This window comes from Micromonospora haikouensis (genome assembly GCF_000876225.1).
Taxonomy (GTDB): Bacteria; Actinomycetota; Actinomycetes; order Mycobacteriales; family Micromonosporaceae; genus Micromonospora; species Micromonospora haikouensis.
In genome coordinates this window covers 871,298-893,751 of sequence record NZ_JXSX01000001.1, presented here as the reverse complement: position 1 = coordinate 893,751, position 22,454 = coordinate 871,298, and the positions used below count along the sequence as shown (strand labels likewise).

General features: G+C 73.3%; 24 protein-coding genes and 1 CRISPR repeat array (1 of these 25 cut by a window edge). Of the genes, 13 read left to right on the top strand and 11 right to left on the bottom strand.

What is annotated here, in order from left to right; translation table 11 throughout:
• A CRISPR array of direct repeats spans positions 1-482; the repeat unit is 28 nt; unit sequence CTGCTCCCCGCGCATGCGGGGGTGATCC; it reaches 462 nt to the left of the window's first position.
• A 72-nt stretch (positions 483-554) separates the two neighbouring features.
• Positions 555-773 carry a winged helix-turn-helix domain-containing protein gene (locus TK50_RS04070; RefSeq protein ID WP_043963779.1) on the bottom strand — a complete coding sequence of 73 codons (219 nt, stop codon included), beginning with the start codon at positions 771-773 and terminating at the stop codon, positions 555-557.
• Positions 774-1,140: 367 nt separating this feature from the next.
• Here TK50_RS04070 and TK50_RS04065 point away from each other — a divergent pair, with 367 nt between their 5' ends.
• Positions 1,141-1,443 carry a hypothetical protein gene (locus TK50_RS04065; protein WP_043961531.1) on the top strand — a complete coding sequence of 101 codons (303 nt, stop codon included), beginning with the start codon at positions 1,141-1,143 and terminating at the stop codon, positions 1,441-1,443.
• A gap of 156 nt (positions 1,444-1,599) precedes the next feature.
• Here TK50_RS04065 and TK50_RS34075 read toward each other — a convergent pair whose 3' ends face one another.
• Positions 1,600-1,770 carry a hypothetical protein gene (locus TK50_RS34075; protein WP_158499154.1) on the bottom strand — a complete coding sequence of 57 codons (171 nt, stop codon included), beginning with the start codon at positions 1,768-1,770 and terminating at the stop codon, positions 1,600-1,602.
• 148 nt (positions 1,771-1,918) lie between these two features.
• Here TK50_RS34075 and TK50_RS34070 point away from each other — a divergent pair, with 148 nt between their 5' ends.
• Entirely contained in the window at positions 1,919-2,065 is a 147-nt protein-coding gene (locus TK50_RS34070) for a hypothetical protein (protein WP_158499153.1), read from the top strand.
• Positions 2,066-2,168: 103 nt separating this feature from the next.
• Here the strand turns inward: TK50_RS34070 and TK50_RS04055 are convergent, their stop codons facing one another.
• From TK50_RS04055 to ligD (TK50_RS04045), 3 genes are read right to left on the bottom strand one after another with little or no spacing between them, the layout of a single operon-like run.
• Positions 2,169-2,594: a DUF3800 domain-containing protein gene (locus TK50_RS04055; protein ID WP_241773913.1), complete on the bottom strand. Its 426-nt coding sequence runs from the start codon at positions 2,592-2,594 to the stop codon at positions 2,169-2,171.
• Between the two features lie 54 nt (positions 2,595-2,648).
• On the bottom strand, positions 2,649-3,563 hold the full coding sequence (ligD, locus tag TK50_RS04050) for a non-homologous end-joining DNA ligase (RefSeq protein WP_043961530.1): 915 nt from the start codon (positions 3,561-3,563) through the stop codon (positions 2,649-2,651).
• Positions 3,553-4,494 carry a non-homologous end-joining DNA ligase gene (gene ligD / locus TK50_RS04045; protein ID WP_043961529.1) on the bottom strand — a complete coding sequence of 314 codons (942 nt, stop codon included), beginning with the start codon at positions 4,492-4,494 and terminating at the stop codon, positions 3,553-3,555. The genes ligD (TK50_RS04050) and ligD (TK50_RS04045) overlap by 11 nt, the downstream gene beginning before the upstream one ends.
• Positions 4,495-4,581: 87 nt before the next feature.
• On the opposite strand from ligD (TK50_RS04045), the gene ku reads away from it, so the two are divergent.
• A complete protein-coding gene (ku, locus tag TK50_RS04040; RefSeq protein WP_043961528.1) occupies positions 4,582-5,661 on the top strand; it encodes a non-homologous end joining protein Ku in 1,080 nt (359 codons plus the stop codon).
• Between the two features lie 28 nt (positions 5,662-5,689).
• Here the strand turns inward: ku and TK50_RS04035 are convergent, their stop codons facing one another.
• Positions 5,690-6,484 carry a TetR/AcrR family transcriptional regulator gene (locus TK50_RS04035; protein ID WP_043961527.1) on the bottom strand — a complete coding sequence of 265 codons (795 nt, stop codon included), beginning with the start codon at positions 6,482-6,484 and terminating at the stop codon, positions 5,690-5,692.
• Positions 6,485-6,561: 77 nt separating this feature from the next.
• On the opposite strand from TK50_RS04035, the gene TK50_RS04030 reads away from it, so the two are divergent.
• From TK50_RS04030 to TK50_RS04020, 3 genes are all read left to right on the top strand, one after another.
• Entirely contained in the window at positions 6,562-7,026 is a 465-nt protein-coding gene (locus tag TK50_RS04030; RefSeq protein WP_043961526.1) for a nitroreductase/quinone reductase family protein, read from the top strand.
• 98 nt (positions 7,027-7,124) lie between these two features.
• On the top strand, positions 7,125-7,535 hold the full coding sequence (locus TK50_RS04025; RefSeq protein WP_043963773.1) for a VOC family protein: 411 nt from the start codon (positions 7,125-7,127) through the stop codon (positions 7,533-7,535).
• A gap of 2 nt (positions 7,536-7,537) precedes the next feature.
• Positions 7,538-9,922: an ATP-binding cassette domain-containing protein gene (locus TK50_RS04020; protein WP_199485964.1), complete on the top strand. Its 2,385-nt coding sequence runs from the start codon at positions 7,538-7,540 to the stop codon at positions 9,920-9,922.
• 88 nt (positions 9,923-10,010) lie between these two features.
• Here the strand turns inward: TK50_RS04020 and TK50_RS04015 are convergent, their stop codons facing one another.
• A complete protein-coding gene (locus TK50_RS04015) occupies positions 10,011-10,403 on the bottom strand; it encodes a PPOX class F420-dependent oxidoreductase (RefSeq protein ID WP_043961524.1) in 393 nt (130 codons plus the stop codon).
• A 164-nt stretch (positions 10,404-10,567) separates the two neighbouring features.
• Here TK50_RS04015 and TK50_RS04010 point away from each other — a divergent pair, with 164 nt between their 5' ends.
• From TK50_RS04010 to TK50_RS03995, 4 genes are all read left to right on the top strand, one after another.
• Entirely contained in the window at positions 10,568-11,233 is a 666-nt protein-coding gene (locus tag TK50_RS04010) for an FKBP-type peptidyl-prolyl cis-trans isomerase (protein ID WP_043961523.1), read from the top strand.
• A gap of 157 nt (positions 11,234-11,390) precedes the next feature.
• Positions 11,391-12,215, top strand: a complete 825-nt coding sequence (locus TK50_RS04005; RefSeq protein WP_043963772.1) for an SCO6745 family protein — start codon at positions 11,391-11,393, stop codon at positions 12,213-12,215.
• Positions 12,216-12,353: 138 nt separating this feature from the next.
• A complete protein-coding gene (locus TK50_RS04000; protein WP_043961522.1) occupies positions 12,354-13,007 on the top strand; it encodes an HAD family hydrolase in 654 nt (217 codons plus the stop codon).
• An 88-nt stretch (positions 13,008-13,095) separates the two neighbouring features.
• Positions 13,096-14,232: a glutathione-independent formaldehyde dehydrogenase gene (locus TK50_RS03995; protein ID WP_043961521.1), complete on the top strand. Its 1,137-nt coding sequence runs from the start codon at positions 13,096-13,098 to the stop codon at positions 14,230-14,232.
• Positions 14,233-14,251: 19 nt separating this feature from the next.
• On the opposite strand, the gene TK50_RS03990 is transcribed toward TK50_RS03995, so the two are convergent.
• Complete coding sequence (locus tag TK50_RS03990) at positions 14,252-14,452, bottom strand: hypothetical protein (protein ID WP_144420155.1); 201 nt, start codon at positions 14,450-14,452, stop codon at positions 14,252-14,254.
• A gap of 140 nt (positions 14,453-14,592) precedes the next feature.
• On the opposite strand from TK50_RS03990, the gene TK50_RS03985 reads away from it, so the two are divergent.
• Complete coding sequence (locus tag TK50_RS03985) at positions 14,593-15,618, top strand: NADPH:quinone reductase (RefSeq protein ID WP_043961519.1); 1,026 nt, start codon at positions 14,593-14,595, stop codon at positions 15,616-15,618.
• A 219-nt stretch (positions 15,619-15,837) separates the two neighbouring features.
• Here the strand turns inward: TK50_RS03985 and TK50_RS03980 are convergent, their stop codons facing one another.
• Positions 15,838-17,487, bottom strand: coding sequence for a fatty acid--CoA ligase (locus tag TK50_RS03980; RefSeq protein ID WP_043961518.1), 1,650 nt, complete (start codon positions 17,485-17,487; stop codon positions 15,838-15,840).
• Between the two features lie 56 nt (positions 17,488-17,543).
• Between TK50_RS03980 and TK50_RS03975 the strand changes: the two genes are divergently transcribed.
• Positions 17,544-18,035: an NUDIX domain-containing protein gene (locus TK50_RS03975; RefSeq protein WP_043961517.1), complete on the top strand. Its 492-nt coding sequence runs from the start codon at positions 17,544-17,546 to the stop codon at positions 18,033-18,035.
• Positions 18,036-18,099: 64 nt separating this feature from the next.
• On the opposite strand, the gene TK50_RS03970 is transcribed toward TK50_RS03975, so the two are convergent.
• Together TK50_RS03970 and TK50_RS03965 are read right to left on the bottom strand one after the other, a co-directional pair.
• Positions 18,100-19,770, bottom strand: a complete 1,671-nt coding sequence (locus TK50_RS03970; protein ID WP_043961516.1) for an MDR family MFS transporter — start codon at positions 19,768-19,770, stop codon at positions 18,100-18,102.
• A gap of 106 nt (positions 19,771-19,876) precedes the next feature.
• Positions 19,877-20,428 carry a type 1 glutamine amidotransferase domain-containing protein gene (locus TK50_RS03965; RefSeq protein ID WP_043961515.1) on the bottom strand — a complete coding sequence of 184 codons (552 nt, stop codon included), beginning with the start codon at positions 20,426-20,428 and terminating at the stop codon, positions 19,877-19,879.
• A 102-nt stretch (positions 20,429-20,530) separates the two neighbouring features.
• Between TK50_RS03965 and rfaE2 the strand changes: the two genes are divergently transcribed.
• Positions 20,531-22,441 carry a D-glycero-beta-D-manno-heptose 1-phosphate adenylyltransferase gene (gene rfaE2 / locus TK50_RS03960; RefSeq protein ID WP_043961514.1) on the top strand — a complete coding sequence of 637 codons (1,911 nt, stop codon included), beginning with the start codon at positions 20,531-20,533 and terminating at the stop codon, positions 22,439-22,441.
• The last annotated feature ends 13 nt before the right edge of the window (positions 22,442-22,454 follow it).

Below are 22,454 nucleotides of genomic sequence, written 5' to 3'. Positions count from 1 at the left end.
GACGTGTTCTACCGGGGCCGGCGTAGCTGCTCCCCGCGCATGCGGGGGTGATCCCAACAGCGCCATCTTCGACTTGCCTGACTTTTTCTGCTCCCCGCGCATGCGGGGGGTGATCCCCACGGCGAGCGATCCACCCCCCTACCCCTCAGCTGCTCCCCGCGCATGCGGGGGTGATCCGTCGAGCAGCGCCTTTTCGACGTCGAATCCGGTCTGCTCCCCGCGCATGCGGGGGTGATCCCGCCCGCGACCGCGAGCGCGTCGCCGGAGAGATCTGCTCCCCGCGCATGCGGGGGTGATCCCGCGCACAGCCATTGGGCCACGGTGCCGCATCCCTGCTCCCCGCGCATGCGGGGGTGATCCGTCCATCGACCGCCGCAGATCGCCCGACTCGAACTGCTCCCCGCGCATGTGGGGGTGATCCCGCGATCAGCCACCGGCCCAACCGCGGGAACCGCTGCTCCCCGCGCATGCGGGGGCGAACTGCGGCATTCGTCGTCCGGCATCCGGCCAGGCCGCGCCGCCTCACGCACCACCGTGCTTGCACCTAAGTGCTGCTAGCCCTCAGCGACGAAGACACCTCGGCCGGGGCGGCCCACCAGGATGCCCCGCTTCCGCAGGGTCGCCCAAGCTCTATTGATGGTGGACAGCGACACGTCGTACTCGTCGGCCAGCACATGACCGGGCGGCAACTGGGCGCCAGGAGCCCACTCCCCCTCGTCGATGCGCCTGACGAGATCCTCCAGCAGCTCGTTCATGGTCGGCGGGATAGGCACGAGCACCCCTTGCAGTCGGTTGGCTCTGCCAGTATCAATCCACCTCCTGAGACAGGCAAAACACCTAAGGCATTTGGCAGTGCTGACATAGGTGAAGACACTGCGACGACTCTTGACATTGCTCCTGACGGTCCGTACGGTCGCTTTCAGTGACGCGGTACCTGCGGTCGGTTGGCGCTTGCCGTGGTGGTGGCCCGTCACGTCAGCACCACTCCCCCCGTTCCGGGGCGGCCGGGCCATTCCCCCGGCCCGGCCGCCCCGGACCCGATTGCGCTCTGCCGTCGCACGTCGAGTGAGACTGCACTGGCAGGTCCACCCCCAACCAACCGAAGGGCACTGGAATGTCGAAGACCCCGCCTACAAGCCGATGAGAGGGCCCAACAACCGGTGGGTCGTGCACGTGCCGATCGTCGTCCCGGACCTGCTCCGCGCCCGGATCCTCGCCCGCACGGCGGCGCGGGTCCTGGCCCAGCTCACCCGGTGTGTCGACGTCGGGGAGGTGACCGTGTCGACCGAGGACGACCAGCGCGTACATCATCGGGTGTTCTGTGACCGGCGACTGGTCGGCGGCGCGCGGTGCGGCCTGCCCAGCGACCACCTCGCGCCGTGCGCGACCCGCCGCAACCAGCGGGCCTACGGGCAGCGCGAGCAGCGACCACCGGGGGTGTAGGCCCATGACCGTTGCCCGGCGACCGTCGGGTCTAGACAGTGGACGGATGACTGGTCACGGAGAGCCACGGATCGCACCACATGCCGAGGGAGGCGCGCCACCGACACCGGGCCGCTGGCGTCGGTGGCGCGCCGGTGCTGGCCGGCGATCGTGCTGCTAGCCGCCGCGTTCGGGGTGGCGCAGGCCGGGCTGGTCGATCAGTCGCTGTTCAACACCGGCTTCCTCGACGACACGGAGTGCGCAGAATTCGACTCCGCCGCCGCGCAGACCCGGGTGCCGGTCCTCGGGTTCAGCGTCGGGGAGGCGTTCGACTACGTCGGCAACCATGTCGCGCTGAGCGTCTGCGCGCCGATCGCGATCGTGGAGTCGTTCGTCTCCCCGTACCGTCGGCACCGGCCCTGGCTGCGGTGGCCCGGCCGGCGCGCTCTTCCTGGCCGGCTGTCTGCTGCTCTCCGCCGCCAGTTTCGCGTACGCCGTGCCGAGCTACGCGCCGTCGTCGCCGGTGATGGCCCTGGTCAGCGATGTGGTGATCAGCGTCATCGCGGTTGCCCTGGTCGGCGGCGCGTTCCTGCGGCTGCGCCCCGAGCTGCGCGAGAAGAGCGCCTGGACATTCTGGGCGTGACACACAAATTGCTGCTAGCCTGGAGGTCGCAGGACGCCCCTCGGGGCTCCCGCACCCGCCTTAGGGCCCGCGTCAGCGGGCCCTTCGTGCATCCGGGGTCAGGTCACGGAAGCCTGGCCAACGGGTCCCAGCACCAGCAGTGGTAGCAGCGGGAGGCGACCAGGGACCACAGGCGCTCGTTGGCCGCGACCTCCCGTGGATCGACGCCTGGCCGGTCAAGCCGTTGGTAGAGGAACGTCACCAGGTCGACGGCTTGGACGAGCCGGCTGGCGTGCGATGGGGCGAAGTGCAGCGTATCGACGATGCGTGTGAGCTTCCTCGACCGGTACCCGCCGGTCCCGGACACCCGGTACCGCGTGAGGTCGGCCCGATGCGCCGCCTGTTCCTGCACCTCGTCGGCGATGACCAGCGCATACTCCTCCCGACTCGCCGCATACCCGTCGATTCTTTCGAGCAGGTGGGACAGCACCACCTCGTGTGCCGGCCGGGCGGATGCGGCGTATCTCTTGGCCAGGGCTGGCCGTTTCACGCCACGGATGATGATCGTGACATCGTGAGCGCCGATCGCCTCCATGTTGGCGCGTCAGCCGGCGGACACCTCGGGGCCGCCGTCGAGTAGCGGGGCGAGCAGGTCGCCGTGCTTGTCCACCCGCTTGAGCACCTCTTCCGCCGTGTAGGGGCGGGCAGCCGGGCGCTTCCCGGCCGCGCCGGCCGCCACCTCGTCCCAGGTCAGCGGCGTCGACACCGCCGGCACGGGCTGGGCGCGCAGCGAGTACGGGGCGACGGTCGTCTTCGCCGCGTTGTTCTGGCTCCAGTCGATGAAGACCTTCCCGCCGCGCAGGTTCTTCGCCATCTTCGACACGACCAGCTTCGGGTGGGTTTCCTCCAGCTCGCGGGCGACCCGGTGGGCATAGTCGGAGACCGTGTCCGAGGACTGGGTGCCGGCGATGGGGCAGCAGAGCTGCATGCCCTTCTTGCCGGAGGTCTTCGGATAGGAGTCGAGCCCGTCGAGAGCCAGCCGGTCGCGCAGCAGCAGCGCGACCTGGCTGCATTCGCGTAGCCCGGCCGGGGGGCCGGGGTCGAGGTCGACGACCAGCAGGTCGGGGTGCGCGCCGATCTTCCACTGCGGGGTGTGCAGTTCCAGGGCGGCGAGGTTGGCCAGCCAGACGAGGGTGGGCAGGTCGTCGGCGACCACGTAGTCGATGGTCTCGCGGCCCTTGGTGGAGCCGGGGGCGGGAAGGTTCTCGGTGCGTACCCAGGCGGGGGTGGCGGCGGGGGCGTTCTTCTCGAAGAAGCTCTTGTCCTCCACGCCGTTGGGGTAGCGGATGCGGGTGAGTGCCCGGTCGGCGAGGTGCGGCAGGAGCACCGGGGCGATGCGGGTGTAGTAGTCGATCACCTCGCCCTTGGTGAAGCCTGCGGCCGGGTAGAGCACCTTGTCCAGGTTGGACAGCTCCAGCGCGCGGCCCTGCACGTCGACCTTGAGCCGTTCAGCCGGCATCGTCCACCTCCTCGGGCGGCTTGTCGGGGCGCAGCCGCAGCACCCGGGGGAAGCGCAGCCGGCCGTCGGGGGTGCGCTGGCCGTACTTCACCTCCACCACGACCTCAGGATCTACCCAGATGGCGCCCCGGGCATCCTCGCGGGGCACGTCCCCGGCGAACGGGGAGCTGCCGGCGCGCAGGGGCTCCAGCTCGCGCAGCAGCTCGCGTTCGAGGGCCGCGCCGATGCCGCCGCCGACGCGGCCCCGGTAGGTGAGCCGGCCGTCGGGGCGGGGCACGCCGACGAGCAGGCCGCCGATCTTGCGGGCCCCGGGCCGCCAGCCGCCGACGACGAAGTCGCCGGTGACCTCCAGCTTGACCTTGACCCAGTCGGGCGAGCGGACGCCGGGCCGGTAGGCCGAGCCGGCGCGCTTGGCCATCACCCCTTCGAGGCCGTGTTCGCCGGCCGCCTCGTAGGTGGCGGGCCCGTCGGCGAAGACGGGGGGCACGGCCCACCGGGCGCCGCCGAGTCCGAGGCCCTCCAGCAGGTCGCGGCGTTCGCGCCAGGGCCGGCCGGTGAGGTCCGCGCCGCGCAACCGCAACAGATCGAAGATCAGATACGTCACGGGTACGCTCGCCGCGAGCCGGGCCGCCTTCGCCGGATTGCGCACGTGCATCCGTTCGGCGAGCGCGGTGAAGGAGGGCTGACCGGCCTGGTCGAGCAGCACCACCTCGCCGTCGAGCAGGGCGTCGTCGACCTGCTCGGCGAGGGTGATCAGCTCCGGGTAGGCGGCGGTGATCTGCACGCCGGAGCGGGCGTACAGGTGTTGCCGGCCGCCGACGATGTCGGCGAGCGCGCGTACGCCGTCCCACTTGAACTCGTACGCCCAGTCTTCACCGGCGGGCAGCGGGCCGGTCGTCGCGAGCATCGGCTTCAGCGGCGCGCCGGGCATTTCCTGACTGTAGTAGGGCAACAGAAGTCATCGCGCCCGCTTCGATCCTTTGCGATCCTGATCTGTAGCCGGGGAGAGGAGCGGGGGATGCGGGCGATCTGGAAGGGGGCCGTCTCGTTCGGGCTGGTCTCGATCGCGGTGAAGCTCTATTCGGCCACCGAGGAGAAGGACATCCGCTTCCACCAGGTGCACCGGGAGGACGGGGGGCGCATCCGGTACAAGCGCACCTGTTCGGTGTGCGGTGAGGAGGTCACCTACGACGACATCGCCAAGGGGTACGACATCGGCGGCGGCGAGATGGTGATCCTGACCGACGAGGACTTCGCGGACCTGCCGCTGACCACGTCACGCGCGATCGACGTGCTGGAGTTCGTCCCGGCGGAGCAGGTCGACCCGATCCTCTACAACAAGGCGTACTTCCTGGAGCCGGAGGGCGCGGCGACGAAGCCGTACGTGCTGCTGCGCGACGCGCTGGCCGACTCGGAGCGGGTGGCGATCGTCAAGGTGGCGCTGCGCCAGCGGGAGCAGTTGGCGACCCTGCGGGTGCGCGAGGGGGTGCTGCTGCTCAACACGATGCTGTGGCCGGACGAGGTGCGTACCCCCGATTTCGGTTTCCTGGGCGAGGACCTGAAGGTCCGGCCGCCGGAGCTGGCGATGGCCAGCTCGTTGATCGACTCGATGGCGGGCGAGTTCGAGCCGGAGGTCTTCACCGACGACTACCGGGCGGCGTTGCAGGAGGTCATCGACGCGAAGGTGGAGGGCCGGGAGGTCGTCGCGCCGGAGGAGGTCGAGGAGGCTCCGGCGGCGGCGGTGGACCTGATGGCGGCGCTGAAGGCGTCGGTGGAGCGGGCCCGGGCGGCGCGCGGGGAGCAGCCGGAGCGGGGCGGCGAACCGACCCCGATCACGTCGGCCCGGTCGGCGCAGAAGGCCACGAAGGCGGCGAAGGAGGCGAAGGCCCCGGCGCGGAAGTCGGCCGAGAAGAAGGCGGCGGCGAAGAAGACCGGCGGGACCGGCGGCGGGACCGCCGGGGGCGCGAAGGCCACCGGGGGTACGCAGAAGGCGGCCCCGGGGAAGGCCACGACGAAGGCGGCGGGGGCGAAGGCCGAGAAGAAGGCTCCGGCGCGGAAGGCCGCCCCGAAGAAGGCGGCGCCCCGCAAGACCGCCTAGCCGGGTCGCTCCGGGATCGGCCCCGCAGTCAGCCCTGTTCGGCGAGCCGCCGGCGGTCGAGCCCCTCGATCAGCAGGTCGAGGGCGAATGCGAACTCGTCCTCGTCGTCGCAGCCGCCGAGGGCCCCGCTGTGCGAGACCGCGACGGCGAGTTCCGCGATGTGCGGCATGCTCTCGGCCCAGGCGGCTGCCTGCGCGGCGGTCTCCGCCTCGGTCGCGGGGGTGTCCGGCGAGTCGTCGAACAGGTCCTGGCTGAAGCCGAGGATCCGGCTGCCGAGCAGGTGCAGGGCGTGGTGGCTCAGGCTCACCGAGCAGCCGCCGCCCCGCAGCACGGCGAGCACCCGCTCGATGTGCCGCAGCACGGCCGGGGTGGGCGTGTCGCGGGCCTCCAGCACGCGGGCCGCCCAGGGGTGGCGCAGCATCGTCCGGCGGGCCCGCATGATCAGCGCCCTCAGTTGGTCGGTCCACGGTCCGGGGGCGCCCGCCGGGCCGCTGCCGGCCGCCGCCTCGCCACCGGCCCCGGTCCCGCCGCCGAGTGCGGCGGCCCCGGTCCCACCGCCGCCGAGTGCGGCGGCCTCGATCTCCCCGTCGGCCTCGATCTCGGCGGCGACGGCGTCGGCCATCGCGGCGAGCAGGGTGTCCTTGTCGCGCAGGTGGTAGTAGATCGACATCGCGTCCACGCCGAGGTGCTGGGCGAGCCGCCGCATGCTCAGCCCGGCGAGGCCGTCCCGGTCGGCGAGGCCGATCGCGGCGGCGACGATCGCCTCCCGGCTGAGGCGGGCGGGGGCGCGGGGCGCGGAGCGCTCGTCGGCGTGTCGGGGCACCTTCGGATCCTACTTGCCGCCCTACGGCGTAGGGCTTACTCTACGGTGTAGACCTACACCGTAGAAACGAGGCCGCCATGGGCACCTCCCCCAAACCCCCGCCGAGGTGGTTCGTCCGCAGCGCCTGGCTGGCCCACAAGGCCCTGCTGCGCGTCACCGCCGACCGGGTGGGCCTGAGCGCCCCGACGCCGGGCGGCCGGTTCGGCATGCTGCGGCTGCACACGACCGGCCGCCGCTCCGGCCGGCCGCGCGCCGTCATCGTCGGCTACATCCGCGACGGCGACCGGCTCGTCACCCTCGCCATGAACGGCTGGGACGCGGCCGACCCCGCCTGGTGGCTCAACCTCCAGGCCCACCCGCGGGCGACCGTCGACCTCGGCGGCGAGTCCCGCGAGGTGACCGCCCACCGGGCCACCGGAGCCGAGCGCGACCGGCTGTGGTCGGCGCTGCACGACTACCGGGGCTACGGCGACCTGGACGGCCTCGCCGCCCACCGGGGCCGGGACACCGCGATCGTCGTCCTGACCCCGGTGCCCGCCTAGGCTGCCGCCCGGCGGCCGGACCGGCGACACGGACCGACGGCCGGACCGATCAGGAATCAAGAAGCACAGGTCAGTCGCCCGCAACTAGCGTGACCGGCATGGACATCACCATTCACACGAGCTTCCTGCCGCACACCGACCCGGAGGAGTCCCTCGCCTTCTACCGCGACGTGCTCGGCTTCGAGGTCCGCAACGACGTCGGCACGGGCACCATGCGCTGGATCACCGTCGGCCCCGCCGGCCAGCCCGGCACCAACATCCTCCTGGCCCCGCCGGCCGTCGACCCGGGCATCACCGACGACGAGCGGCGCACGATCGCCGAGATGATGGCGAAGGGGACGTACGGCTGGATCCTGCTGGCCACGCCCGACCTGGACGGCACCTTCGAGAAGATCCAGGCCAGCGACGCCGAGGTCGTCCAGGAGCCGACCGAGCAGCCGTACGGGATGCGCGACTGCGCCTTCCGCGACCCCGCCGGCAACCTCGTCCGGATCCAGGAGCTGCGCTGAGCATGGCCGCGGAGACGGGGTCGGAGTCGACCGCGCGGCGCGGCGCCGGGGGTCACGACGTGATCCGGGTGCGGGGCGCACGCGAGAACAACCTGAAGGACGTCAGCGTCGACCTGCCGAAGCGGCAGCTCACCGTGTTCACGGGCGTGTCCGGCTCCGGCAAGAGCTCGCTGGTGTTCGGCACCGTCGCGGCGGAGTCGCAGCGGCTGATCAACGAGACGTACAGCGCCTTCGTGCAGGGCTTCCTGCCGACGCTGGCCCGGCCCGAGGTCGACGTGCTCGACGGGTTGACCACGGCCATCGTCGTCGACCAGCAACGGCTGGGTGGCGACGTGCGCTCGACCGTCGGCACCGTCACCGACGCCAACGCGATGCTGCGCATCCTGTTCAGCCGGCTGGGGCAGCCGCACGTCGGGCCGCCGGCCGCGTTCTCCTTCAACGTGCCGTCGGTGCGGGCGAGCGGCGCGATCACGGTGGAGCGCGGCGGCGGCCGGACCGTACGGCAGACCTTCACCCGCACCGGCGGCATGTGCCCACGCTGCGAGGGCCGGGGCACGGTCTCCGACCTCGACCTCACCCAGCTCTTCGACGACTCGAAGTCGATCGCCCAGGGCGCGATCACCATCCCCGGCTGGAAGGCCGACAGCTTCTGGACGGTGCGGGTCTACGCCGAGTCGGGATTCCTCGACCCGCACAAGCCGATCCGCGAGTTCACGGCGCAGGAGCGGCACGACTTCCTGCACCGGGAGCCGACCCGGGTGAAGGTGGAGGGCGTCAACCTCACGTACGAGGGGCTGATCCCCAAGGTCCAGAAGTCGTTCCTCGCGAAGGACCGCGAGGCGATGCAGCCGCACGTCCGGGCGTTCGTGGACCGGGCGGTCACCTTCACCGCGTGCCCGGAGTGCGGCGGCACCCGGCTCGGCGAGGCCGCCCGCTCCGCCCGGATCGGCGGCGTCAACATCGCCGACGCCTGCGCGATGCAGATCAGCGACCTGGCCGAGTGGGTCCGCGGTCTCGACGAGCCGTCGGTCGCGCCGCTGCTGGACAAGCTGCACCAGACCCTCGCCTCGTTCGTGGAGATCGGGCTGGGCTACCTGTCGCTGGACCGGCCGTCGGGCACGCTGTCGGGCGGCGAGGCGCAGCGGGTGAAGATGCTGCGGCACCTCGGCTCCCCGCTCACCGACGTCACGTACGTCTTCGACGAACCCACGACGGGCCTGCACCCGCACGACGTCAGGCGGATGAACGACCTGCTGCTGCGGCTACGGGACAAGGGGAACACGGTGCTCGTCGTGGAGCACAAGCCGGACACCATCGCGATCGCCGACCACGTCGTCGACCTGGGGCCCGGCGCGGGCGCGGCCGGCGGCGCCGTCTGCTTCGAGGGCACCGTCGAGGGGCTGCGGGCCAGCGGCACCGTGACCGGCCGTCACCTCGCCGACCGGGTCGCCCTCAAGGAGACGGTACGCACGCCCACGGGCCGGCTGCCGATCCGGGGCGCGTCGACCCACAACCTGCGCGACGTCGACGTCGACATCCCGCTCGGCGTGCTCGTCGTCGTCACCGGCGTGGCCGGCTCGGGCAAGAGCTCGCTGGTGCACGGGTCGATCCCGGCCGGCGCGGGGGTCGTGTCGGTCGACCAGGGCCCGATCCGGGGTTCGCGGCGGAGCAACCCTGCGACGTACACGGGGCTGCTCGACCCGGTCCGCAAGGCGTTCGCGAAGGCCAACGGCGTGAAGCCGGCCCTGTTCAGCGCCAACTCGGAGGGCGCCTGCCCCGGCTGCAACGGCGCGGGCGTGGTCTACGTGGACCTGGCAATGATGGCCGGGGTCGCCACGGTGTGCGAGGAGTGCGAGGGGCGGCGGTTCGAGGCGTCGGTGCTGGAGTACCGCCTCGGCGGCCGGGACATCGCCGAGGTGCTGGCGATGCCGGTCACCGAGGCGCGGGAGTTCTTCGGCGACGGCGAGGCCCGTACGCCGGCCGCGCGGGCGATCCTCGACCGCCTCGCCGACGTGGGGCTGGGGTATCTCACCCTGGGCCAGCCGCTCAGCACGCTGTCCGGTGGCGAGCGGCAGCGGCTCAGGCTGGCCACCCACCTGGGCACCGAGGGCGGCGTGTACGTCCTCGACGAGCCGACCGCCGGCCTGCACCTCGCCGACGTCGGGCAGCTGCTGGGGCTGCTCGACCGGCTCGTCGACGCCGGCAAGTCGGTGCTCGTCGTCGAGCATCATCTGGCGGTCGTGGCGCACGCCGACTGGGTCGTCGACCTCGGCCCCGGAGCGGGCCACGACGGGGGTCGGATCGTCTTCGAGGGCACGCCGGCCGCCCTGGCCGCCGCCCGCTCCACGCGCACGGGCGAGCACCTCGCGGCGTACATCGGGGGGTGAGGAGGGGTCCCTTGTCAACGCAAACGGTGGAGAGGGGTCCCCTTCTCACCGCGGGTGTCGACAGGGGGCCCTTCCTTGCAGGTGGGGGTCAGCCGCGGCCGAGCTTCTGGGTGGGGGTGATCCGGACGATCACCCGCACCTCGCCGGGCTGCCCGAACGGGTAGGTCTCCTGGCCGAGGTACTTCTGCGCCATCTTGTCGATGTGCGCGTCGGCCCCCTCCTCGACGAACTCGGCGGTGCCCTTGACCCACAGGGTGCGGAAGTCGTTGGCCTTGTCCACCACGGAGACGGCCACGATCGGGGTCCGCTGGATGTTGTTGTACTTCTGCCGCCCCTTGGCGGTGTTGAACACGATGTGCTCGCCGTCCGTGTCCACCCAGACCGGCGTGACGTGCGGGCTGCCGTCGGGCTCGATGGTGGCCACGTGGGCGAGCTGCGGTTCGGCCAGCAGGGCCAGGTCTTCTTCGGTGAGGATCGCCATGGTCGACAAGCTACCCCCGTCGACGCCCGCGCGCCGGCAACCGCAGCCGGTCGGACCGGTGGGGGTGGCGGCCGAGGCAGCACCGTGGGCAGCAGGGCGGGTACCGTGTGCGCTGGCCTAGGCAGCGGCCGCCGGGCCCCCCACCTCTTGATCAGGGAGTCGACGTGAGCGAGCGTGTGCAGAACCGGTCGGCGGGCCAGGGCCCGGGCAAGGCGGAGCGGCGACTGGCCGCCCAGCTGGCGGCGAAGAAGGCCGCCGAGAAGAAGCGCCGCCTCCAGTCGATCGTCGGCGCGCTCGCCGGTGTCGCCGTCGTCGGCGTGCTGATCACCGTGTTCGTGGTGGTCAACCAGGGCAAGGACGACGCGCCGGAGGAGGTCGCCTCCGCCCCGTCGGCGACCGCGCCGGCCGAGGAGCAGCCGCCGACCGCGCCGCCCGCCCCGCAGCTGCCCGAGGGGTCGGACCCGGCGCTGGCCACCAAGCCGAAGGTCGAGGCGGGCAAGGGCGAGCTGAAGAAGCTCACCGTCAAGACGCTGATCGAGGGCAAGGGCGCGGCGGTGAAGGCCGGGCAGCAGATCACCACCAACTACGTGGGCGTGTTCTACGCCGACGGCAAGGAGTTCGACGCGTCCTGGAACAGCGGCCAGCCGGCCACCTTCCCGATCGGCGTCGGCCAGGTCATCAAGGGCTGGGACCAGGGCCTCGTCGGGGTAAAGGTGGGCAGCCGGGTGCAGCTCGACATCCCGGCCGACCTGGCGTACGGCAACGACTCCTCGGGCGGCCGGCCGGCCGGACCGCTGCGGTTCGTCGTCGACGTGCTCGCCGCGCAGTAGCCCGCACCTGGTGCGGTAGTTCACAACAGTCTTTCTTCCCGTCGCCTACGACCAGTAGGTTCGGGGTCACCGTGGGCGGTCCCGCCCGCCGCACGGTGACCCCATCGACGCGGAGGTGCACGTGGCGGCGCTGGACGATCCGGGGATCGCCCGGTTGATGTGGACGCACTTCGAGCCGGTGCACACCGTGACCTATTTCCATCCCCGGGCGCGGGCGGCGTTCGAGGCGGTCGGGCTGCGCGGCTTCTGGCGGGGCTACTTCGCCGGCCGGGCCGCCCCGCTGGGCGCCGTGGAGGCCGCCCCGGTGGTGGCCGCGTTCTTCAGCTTCGCCCCGCCCGTGGTGGCGCGGGCCGTGCCGGCGGTGTGGCAGTTGGTGACGCCTGCCGAGGCGCTGCGGGCCCGGCTCACCGGTGCCGTGCAGGCGCTGGCGGAGCTGGCGTACGAGCTGCCGGAGCGGCACCTGGCGGAGGCCGCCGAGCTGCTGGAGGAGGCCGCCGGGGCGGCGCGGCCGGAGGGCCGGGTGCTGGGTGCGGCCAACGCCGCCCTGCCGGCCGCCGAATACCCGCTGGCCCGGCTGTGGCAGGCCGCGACGACGCTGCGGGAGCACCGGGGCGACGGGCACATCGCGGCGCTGGTCGCCGCCGGCCTGGACCCGGTGGAGACGCTCGCCTGGCGGGTCGCCGAGGGCATGCCGGAGCTGAACCTGCTGGGCCGGGGCTGGTCGCCGCAGGAGTGGGAGGCGGCGGCCGGGCGGCTCGCCGAGCGGGGCTGGCTGACCGGGGACGGGAAGCCGACCGAGCACGGCCGGGCGGAGTTCCGGGCGGTGGAGGACGCCACCGACGTGGCCGCCCTGCACCCGTGGCAGGCGCTCGGCGCGGAGCGCACCGACCGGCTGCGGGAGCTGCTGGAGCCGCTGGCCCGGGCCGGGCACACGGTGATCCCGCCGGAGAACCCGATCCGCCTGCCGCCGCTGCCGGCCTGACACCCCGGGTGGCGACACACGCGGCCGTGCCGCCGGGTCCGGCCACGTGCGACCGGTGCCGGGCCACCGGCCGCCGACGAGGCCGGTAGCGGGCCGCCCCGAAGCGCGGGCGGGTGAGGGCTCGGGCAGGATGGTGCCGTGGCGGATGCGGTGGTCTTCGACCTGGACGGCGTGATCGTGGACTCCGAGCCGGTCTGGGAGGAGGTGCGCCGGGCGTACGTGGCGACGCACGGCGGCACCTGGCAGCCCGACACCCAGCGACGGCTGATGGGGATGAGCACGGGCGAGTGGGCCCGCTACCTCAGCGGCGAGCTGGGCGTCGACCGGACGGCCGAGCAGGTCGCCGTCGAGGTGGTCGACGAGATGGGCCGGCGGTACGCCGAGCGCGTACCGGTGATCGACGGGGCCGACGAGGTGGTGCGCCGGCTGGCGGCGCGGTGGCCGTTGGGGCTGGCCAGTTCCTCGCCGACGCGGCTGATCGCGGCCGCGCTGGCGGCGACGGGGCTCACGGAGGCGTTCGGCGCGACGCTGTCGACGGAGGAGACCGAGCGGGGCAAGCCGGCCCCGGACGTCTACCTGGAGGTGGCCCGGCGGCTCGGCGTCGATCCGGCGCGCTGCGTGGCGGTGGAGGACTCCTCGAACGGGGTGCGCTCGGCCGCCGCGGCGGGGATGCGGGTGGTGGCGGTGCCGCACGGGGCGTACCCGCTGGATCCGGACGCCGAGGCGCTCGCGGCCGTGGTGCTGCCGGCGGTGGGTGACCTGACCCCGGAGGTCGTCGCCGACCTCGGCTGACCGCGCGGGCAGCCCGGCCATGCGGGCCGGGCGGCCGGTCTGCCTGAATCGCGGCCTTCACCCGGCTTGCCCGCCTACCGTCGGTGGCATGAGAGCTGTGGTGTACCAGGGGCCGCACGAGGTGGCGGTCAACGAGGTCCCCGATCCGCGGATCGAGGCGCCGAACGACGTGATCGTCAGGATCACCACGACCGCGATCTGCGGCTCGGACCTGCACATGTACGAGGGCCGCACGCTGGCCGAGCCGGGCATCGTGTTCGGCCACGAGAACATGGGCGTGGTGGAGGAGGTCGGGCCGGGGGTCGTGCACATCCGCAAGGGCGACCGGGTGTCGATGCCGTTCAACGTGGCGTGCGGGTTCTGCCGCAACTGCCGGGAGGGGAAGACGGGGTTCTGCCTCACCGTCAACCCGGGCTTCGCCGGGGGCGCGTACGGCTACGTCGCGATGGGGCCGTACCGGGGCGGGCAGGCCGAATACCTGCGGGTGCCGTTCGCCGACTTCAACTGCCTGCGGCTGCCGCCCGGCACGGAGCACGAGAACGACTTCGCGATGCTGGCCGACATCTTCCCGACCGGATACCACGGGGTGGCGATGACCGGGCTGCGCCCCGGCGAGAACATCACCGTGATGGGCGGCGGACCGGTGGGGCTGATGGCCGCGTACTCGGCGCTGCTGATGGGCGCGGCCGAGGTGTTCCTGGTGGACAAGGTCCCGGACCGGCTGCGGCTGGCCGAGTCGATCGGCGCGATCCCGGTCGACTTCACCGCCGGCGACCCGGTCGAGCAGATCCGGGAGCAGACCGACGGGGTCGGCACCGACCGGGGCGTGGACGCGGTGGGCTACCAGGCGTCCGGGGCGGGCGGCGAGGAGCACCCGGCGGCGGTGCTGAACAGCCTGGTGGACGTCGTGCGGCCGACGGGGTCGCTGGGGGTGGTCGGGCTGTACCTGGCGCACGACCCGGGCGCGCCGGACGAGCGGGCGGGCCGGGGCGAGCTGGTGTTCAAGGTCGGCAAGTTCTTCGAGAAGGGCCTGCGGATGGGGACGGGGCAGGCCAACGTGAAGTCGTACAACGAGTACCTGCGGAACCTGATCATGGCGGGGCGGGCGAAGCCGAGCTTCGTGGTGAGCAAGGAGCTGCCGCTGGCCGACGCGCCGGAGGCGTACCAGCGCTTCGACCAGCGGGAGGCGGGCTACTCGAAGGTGGTGCTGAAGCCGGCCGCGTAGGCCGCCGGGCCCTGCGGGCTCAGATCGCCCGGCTCCGGCTCGTCCACGGCAGCCGCCGCCCGGCCGGGTCGTCGGGGGCCGGCCGGGGTTCGTCACGCGGCGGGTCGGCGCGGACCGCTTCCGGCGTCACCCGGCCCGCGTCCAGCCTCGCCCGGCCCGCGTCCGGCCCGGTCCGGCCCGTCGGGGGCGGCAGCGCGCCCACCACCGGTTTGTCCCGCATCAGCACTCCCCTACCTCCGTGTACCTGGTTATACGGTTCCGGTGGCGGGCGGGATCGGAATGAAGCGAGATCACCCGGGTAGCGGACCGGGGACGGGCCCGCGACGGGCCCGCCGCAGGCGAGGGTGAGGAGAGACGGCGATGCGGGCGATCGTGTACGAGAGCAACGGCGACGCCTCGGTGCTGCGCCTGGTGGACCGGCCGGTGCCGGAGCCGGGGCCCGGCGAGGTGCTCGTCCGGGTGGCCGTCTCCGGGGTGAACCCGACCGACTGGAAGGCCCGCCGGGCCTCGCCGCCGCCGGCGGGCTGGCAGACGCCCGGCCAGGACGGCGCCGGGGTGGTCGAGGCGGTCGGGGCGGGGGTCGACCGGAACCTGATCGGCGAGCGGGTGTGGCTCTGGGAGGCCGCCTGGCAGCGCCCGTGGGGCACCGCCGCCGAGTACACGGTGGTGCCGGTCCGGCAGGCGGTGCCCCTCGGCGACGCCTCCTTCGACGTGGGGGCGGCCCTGGGCATCCCGTTCCTCACCGCGCACCGCTGCCTGACCGCCGGGGAGATGATGCCGGGCAAGCTGCACGCCGGGGCGCTGGCCGACCACACCGTGCTGGTGCAGGGCGGGGCGGGGGCGGTCGGCAACGCGGCGATCCAGCTCGCCCGCTGGGCCGACGCCACCGTCGTCGCCACGGTCAGCAGTGCGGAGAAGGCCAACCTCGCTGCGGCGGCCGGCGCGTCGTTCGTCGTGAACTACCGGGAGCAGGACGTCGTCGAGGAGGTCCGCAAGATCGCACCGGACGGCGTACACACGATCGTCGAGGTGTCGGCGGCGCGCAACGCGGCGGCCGACGTGCAGCTGCTGCGGGCCGGCGGGGCGGTCTGCGTCTACGCCGACGACGGCGGGGGCGAGGTGACGCTGCCGATCCGGCCGCTGATGGCCCCGAACGCCCGCTGGCAGTTCGTGCTGGTCTACACCGCCCCGGCGGTGGCCAAGGCGCAGGCCGTCGCCGACGTGTCGGCGGCCGCCGCGCAGGGCGGCATCCGGGTGGGCGAGGCGGCGGGGCTGCCGCTGCACCACCACCCGCTGGCGGCCACGGCTGCGGCGCACGAGGCGGTGGAGAACTCGGTGGTCGGCAAGGTGCTGGTCACGACCACCGAGGAGGCGAGCGCCGGGTAGGACGGCCACCGACCGGACCGGCACCGAACGGGGCGCGTTCACCGGCTGTTTTCCCCGTCGCCAGGACAGAGCCGAACAAGTTTCGCAAGAATGGAGGGGCGGGTGAACCGCCCCTGGGCGGGCGGCCCCGGCGCGGTGCGAACGCCGGGGCCGCCCTTGGGGGGAGGGAGGTCTAGGAGTACATCCCTGCCCATTCAGGCGACGGTGCGCCTGAAATTGTTACGGCGTTGTCAGCTCCCGGACATTCAGGCCCCCTTCGGCGTACCGGGACCGGACGACCTTCTTGTCGAACTTGCCGACGCTGGTCTTCGGCACGGCGTCGACGAACGCCCACCGCTCCGGCAGCTGCCAGCGCGCCACCGAACCGGCCAGGAAGTCGCGCAGCTCCTCGGCGGTCACCTCGGCGCCCTCGCGGACCACCACCGTGGCCAGGGGCCGCTCGTCCCAACGCTCGTCCGGCACGCCCACCACGCAGGCCTCCAGCACCGCCGGGTGGGCCATCAGGGCGTTCTCCAGCTCGACCGAGGAGATCCACTCGCCGCCGGACTTGATCACGTCCTTCGCCCGGTCGGTGAGGGTGAGGTACCCGTCGGGCGACAGCGTCCCGACGTCGCCCGTGCGCAGCCAGCCGTCGCGGAACTTCTCCTCGTCCGGGGCGTCGTCGCCGACGTACCGGGCGGTCACCCACGGCCCCCGGACCTCCAGCTCCCCGACGGAGGCCCCGTCGGCGGGCAGCGGCTCGCCCAGCGGACCCACGATCCGCGCGGCGACCCCGGCCGGGACGCGGCCCTGCGTGTACCGGTAGCGCCAGGCGTCCTCGCCGGTCGCCCCCGCCGGCGGCCGGGCGACCGAGCCCAGCGGGGACATCTCGGTCATCCCCCAGGCGTGGATGACGTCGACGTGGTGCCGCTCGTCGAACGCGTGCATGAGGGCGGGCGGGCAGGCCGAGCCGCCGACGATGACCTCCTTCAGCGAGGAGGTGTCCACGTCGTGCTCGTCGAGGTAGGCCAGCAGGTCGTTCCAGATGGTCGGCACCGCGCCGGCCAGGGTGGGCCGCTCGGCGGCGATCATCGCGGCGATGGGGGCGGCCTGGAGGAACCGGTCCGGCATGATCAGCGACGCGCCGGAGAGGAACGCCGCGTACGGCAGCCCCCAGGACATGGCGTGGAACATCGGCACGATGGCAAGCTCCCGGTCGGTCGGCCCGAGGCCGAACCCCTCCGGCATGCAGATCTGCAACGAGTGCAGGTAGATCGACCGGTGCGAGTAGGCGACCCCCTTGGGGTTGCCGGTGGTCCCGGAGGTGTAGCAGAGGGCGGCCGCGTCGCGCTCGTCGACCTCCGGCCAGTCGAAGACCTCCGGCTTGCCGGCCAGCAGGGCGTCCCAGTGGTGTACGGCGATCCGGTCGCCGGCCGCCGCCACCAGCGGTGCGGGGTCGCCCCCGCCGACGACCACCACGTGCCGCACCGTGGCCAGGTCGCCGATGACCCGGGCCAGCAGCGGGATCAGCGTCGAGTCGACCAGCACCACCCGGTCCTGCGCATGGTTGGCGATGTAGGCGACCTGGTCGGGGAAGAGCCGCAGGTTCAGCGTGTGCAGCACCGCGCCCATGCTGGGCACCGCGAAGTAGGCCACGAGGTGCTCGTTGTTGTTCCACATGAACGTGGCGACCCGCTCGTCGCCGGTCACCCCGCACTCGTCGCGCAGCGCGTGGGCCAGCCGGGCCGCCGCCCGCCCCACCTCGGCGTACGACATGCGACGGGGCTCGCCGCCGGTCCAGGTGACCACCTCGGCGGTGCCGTGCACCGTGGCGCCGTGTTCGAGGATCCGGGCGACCTGGAGGGGAGCGTCCATCATCGTGCTACGCATGGGTAACAAGCTAGTGTCGGCGGTCATCCGTTGGGAACCCCCGTTAGGTTGTCCGGGTGAGCATCTCCTGGGCCGACTCGTACGTGGGGCAGCTTCGCGCCCTCGCCGGTGACCGCACCCTGATGTTCGTCGGCGCTCGCGCGGTGGTCCGCGACAGCGCCGGCCGGGTGCTGCTGATCCGGCGCTCCGACAACGGCCAGTGGGCCCTGCCGGCCGGGGCGATGGAGCTGGGCGAGTCGATCGCCGACTGCGCGGTGCGCGAGGTGCGCGAGGAGACCGGGCTGCGCGCCCTGCGGGTGGGCGCGTTTGCCCTCTACACCGGCCCCGACCGGATCACCACCAACATGTACGGCCACACCTACCAGGTCTTCACCGTCGCCTTCCGCGTCGAGGACTGGGACGGCGAGCTGGTCCGGGCCACCGACGAGACCACCGACGCGGGCTTCTTCCACCGCGACCGGTTCCCCGCCCCGCTGTCGGCCTCCGTCACCGAGACCCTCGCCGACCTGGACGTCTTCGAGCAGGCCAACCGGATGATCCTGAAGTAGCCGCCGGATTCTCCCGGGTCCGGCCGCCCGGCCCCGGCCCGCCCGGGAAGGGGCGGGGCGGGGCTCACAGCATCGTCTGGCTCTTGGCCTCCATCTCGGCGGCGGCCTCGTCCCGCGACTCCTTCGCCAGCGGCTTGCCGCCCGGGGCGGGAGCCTTCCCGCCCAGCGGGTCGGCCCCGCCCGACGCGCCGCGCGGCCCGGCCCCGCGCAGCTTCTCGTTCGGCAGCGCCAGGGTCACCAGCACCGCCACGACGGCGACCAGCCCGGTGGTGAGGAAGACCAGGTGCAGCGACTCCACGAAGGCGGCCTGGATGGCGGCGCGGACCGGGCCGGGCAGGGCCAGGATCGTCGCCGGGTCGTTGATCGACACGTTGTTCCCGCCGCCGGCCAGCACCGCCGCCCGCTGCTGCGGCGGGAGCTGCGCGAGCGCGGCCGGCATCCGGGCGGCGAGCTGGTCGGCGAGCCGGGACGACAGCACCGCCCCGAGGATCGCCACCCCGAACGAGCCGCCCAGCGACCGGAAGAACGTCGCCGAGGAGGTGCCCGCGCCGAGGTCCCGGGGGCCCACCGAGTTCTGCACGGCGAGGATCAGCGACTGCATGGACAGCCCCAGCCCGACGCCGATGACCGTCAGGTAGCCGAACGCCACCCACAACGACGTGTCGACGGCCAGGCGGGTGAACAGCAGCATGCCGGCGAGCAGCACCACCGACCCGGCGACCGGGAACCACTTGTACCGGCCGATCCGGGTCATCGCCCGGCCGGTGAGGATCGAGGTGACGATGATGCCGGCCATCATCGGCAGCATCAGCAGGCCGCTGCGGGTCGGCGACGCGCCCTTGACGATCTGGAGATACAGCGGGATGAAGATGATCGACCCGAACATCACCAGGCCCAGGACGAAGCCGGCCCCGTTGGCCAGCGCGAACGTCCGGCTACGGAACAGCCGCAGCGGCAGGATCGGCTCGGCGACCCGCGCCTCCTGGAGCAGGAACAGCCCGCCCAGCACCGCCCCGGCCACGAACAGCCCGACGATCACGGCGGAGCCCCAGGCGTACGAGTTGCCGCCCCAGCTCAGCGCGAGCAGCAGGCAGCTCACCCCGGCGACCAGCAGCGCCGCCCCGAGCCAGTCGATCGCGTGTTCCCGCCGCTGGAACGGGATGAGCCGCATGACGTGGTAGCAGACCACGATGGCCAGGATCGCCAGCGGCACGTTCAGGTAGAAGATCCACCGCCAGTTGGCCTCGGCAAAGTAGCCGCCGACCAACGGCCCGGCCACCGAGGCGATGCCGAACACCGCCCCGAACAGGCCCTGGTAGCGACCGCGTTCCCGGGGCGACACCACGTCCGAGATGATCGTGAACGCGAGCGTCATCAGGCCGCCCGCGCCGAGGCCCTGCACGCCCCGGGTCACGATCAGCTGGGTCATGTCCTGCGACAGCCCGGCCAGCAGCGAGCCGAGCAGGAACGTCCCGATCGAGAAGAGGAACACCGGGCGACGGCCGTACAGGTCGGCCATCTTGCCGTACAACGGGGTGGAGGCGGTGGAGGCGAGCAGGTAGGCGGTGACCACCCACGAGTAGTGGTCGATCCCGCCCAGCTCGCCGACGATGGTGGGCAGCGCCGTGCCGACGATGGTCTGGTCCAGCGCGGCGAGCAGCATGCCCGTCATCAGGCCGAACATGAGCAGGCGTAGCTGCCGGGGGTTCAACACCGGGCTTTCTTGCGTGGTCATCCCGCCTTCTTTCCCGCCCGGCGCGGATCATGCGGGCCGGGCGGGAGGAAGAAGGCGGATCCGGTCGTTGGCGGCTCTCGGCGGGTCGGTGGCGGCCCTCGGCGGGTCAGTGGCGGCCCTCGGCGAACTCCTCGACGATCTTGGCGCAGAAGGCGGGCAGGTCGTCCGGCTTGCGGCTGCTGACCAGCCCGTCGTCCGTGACGACCGGCTCGTCGACCCAGGTCGCGCCCGCGTTCGTCAGGTCGGTGCGCAGGCTCGGCCACGAGGTGATCCGGCGGCCCCGCACCACGTCCGCCTCGACCAGCGTCCACGGGCCGTGACAGATCACCCCGACCGGCTTGCCGGCGTCGAAGAACGCCTTCACGAACCGGACCGCGTCCGGGTCGGTGCGCAGGAAGTCCGGGTTCGCCACCCCGCCGGGCAGCACCAGGCCGTCGTACCGGCCGGCGTCCGCGTCGGCGACGGTCACCTCGACGTCGTACGTCCCGCCGTGGTCCAGATGGTCGAATGCCTGGATCTTGCCCGGCTTGAGCGAGACCAGCTCCGCCGTCGCCCCGGCGTTCTCGACCGCCTCGCGCGGCCGGGTGTACTCGACCTCCTCCACGCCGTCGGTGGCCAGGAAGGCGATCCGCTTGCCCTGCAGTGTCGTGCCTGCCATGTCGTGTCTCTCCTCTCGGGGGTACCCCTGGACGGTTCCCGGGCCCGCCGCGGCGAAACCGGCCCAGGTTTGATCCCGCAGGGCCGGGGGACCCGGGGTGGCATGGCAGGAGCAGCAGCGGAAGAGCGCCGGCTCGCCACCGTCGTGGAGAGCTGGCTGGGCCGCCCCGTGCTGGTAATCGGCGACGCCATGCTCGACGAGTGGCGGTTCGCCGAGTCCGACCGGCTCTGCCGGGAGGCCCCGGCCCCCGTCCTCACCCTGCGCCGGCGCATCTCGGCGGCCGGCGGGGCGGCGAACACCGCCGTCAACGTGGCCGCCCTCGGCGGGCGGGCGGTGCTGGTCGCCCCGGTCGGCGCGGACGTCGCCGGGGACGAGCTGCACGACTGCCTCGACCGGGCCGGGGTCTGGGACCGCACCGTCGCCCAGCCCGGCCGGCACACTCCCGTGAAGCGGCGGATGCTCGCCGGCAACCAGATCCTGCTGCGCGAGGACTCCGGCGACCCCGACGACGCGCTCGACGGCGACGGGGTGCAGCGGCTGCTCACCGCCCTGGAGTGCGCCACCGAGGAGCTGCGGGCCGCCGCCGGGGGCGAGGCGCCGACCCTGGTGGTCTGCGACTACGGGCTGGGCGCGCTGCCCGCGCCCGTACGCGCCTGGCTGGTCGCCGCCCGCGACCGGTACGCCACGATCGCCCTCGACGCCCACGACCTGGCCGACTGGCGAGGGCTCGCGCCGACCGTGGTCACCCCCAGCTTCGCGGAGGCGACCCGGCTGCTCGCCCGCGCCGCCTCGCGTACCGACTCGCACCTGCACCTGGACCACCCGGCGGCCGACCCGGCGGACGGCCCCTCGGAGCTGAGCGTGGGCACCGCGCCGGGCGCGGCGGGATCCCCGGCGGTCGCCGCACCGGCCGGAGTGCCGGGGGCCGCGCCGCCGCCGGCCGGGGTGCCGCTCGGCCCGCCCACGGGCGGGACCGGCGAGCCGACGCCCGGCGAGGACCGGGTGGCGATGACCGGCGACGGGCTCAGCGTCACCGGCACCGGCGTGACGGTGAGCGCCCTCGCCGGCGAGGGGGTGGACCGGGCCGTGCTGGCCGAGGCCCGCCTCGCCGAGCTGCGCGCGCACACCGGCGCGGACGTGGTCGCGGTGACCCTGGACACCGAGGGCGCGGTGGTCGGCGGCGCGGACGGCGCCTCCCGGCGCAGCCACAGCACCCCGGTCCCGGCGAGCCACGCCGTCGGCGCGGGGGACGCCTACCTGGCCGCGATGACGCTGGCGCTGGCCGCCGCCGCGCCCCTGCCGACCGCCGCGCAGCTCGCCCAGCTCGCCGCCACCATCACCGTGTCCGACACCGGCACCTGCGTGTGCCGGCGGGAGGACCTGCTGCGCGCGCTCGGCGCGCGCGGCGACGACGCCGGGCACCCCGTGCTGGTGGCCCCGGACGAGCTGGCGGCCATCGTGGAGACCCAGCGCGGCGCGGGCCGGTCGGTGGTCTTCACCAACGGCTGCTTCGACGTGCTGCACCCGGGGCACGTGCGCTACCTGGAGCAGGCGCGGGCCCTCGGGGACCTGCTGGTGGTGGCGGTCAACTCCGACGGCAGCGTACGCCGGCTGAAGGGCCCGGACCGGCCGGTCAACCCGGTGGAGGACCGGGTCGCGCTGCTCGCCGCCCTGGCCTGCGTGGACCACGTGGTGATCTTCGAGGAGGACTCCCCGGCGGGCCTGATCGAGGTCGTCCGCCCCGACGTGTACGTCAAGGGCGGCGACTACCCGCCGGAGATGGTGCCGGAGGCCCCGCTGGTGCGCCGGCTCGGCGGGCAGGTCCGCACCCTCGGGTACGTGCCCGACCGGTCCACCTCCGCGATCATCGAACGCATCCGGGCGCACGGCCACGGGACCGTGCCGGGCGGGCCGGAGCGGGTGGACGCGCGCGGCCGATCGGCTGTCCCGGGCGAGCCGGAGCAGGTGGACGCCCACGGTTCCACGGCGTCGGTGCCGGGCCGGCCGGCGTGAACCGACCGCCCGA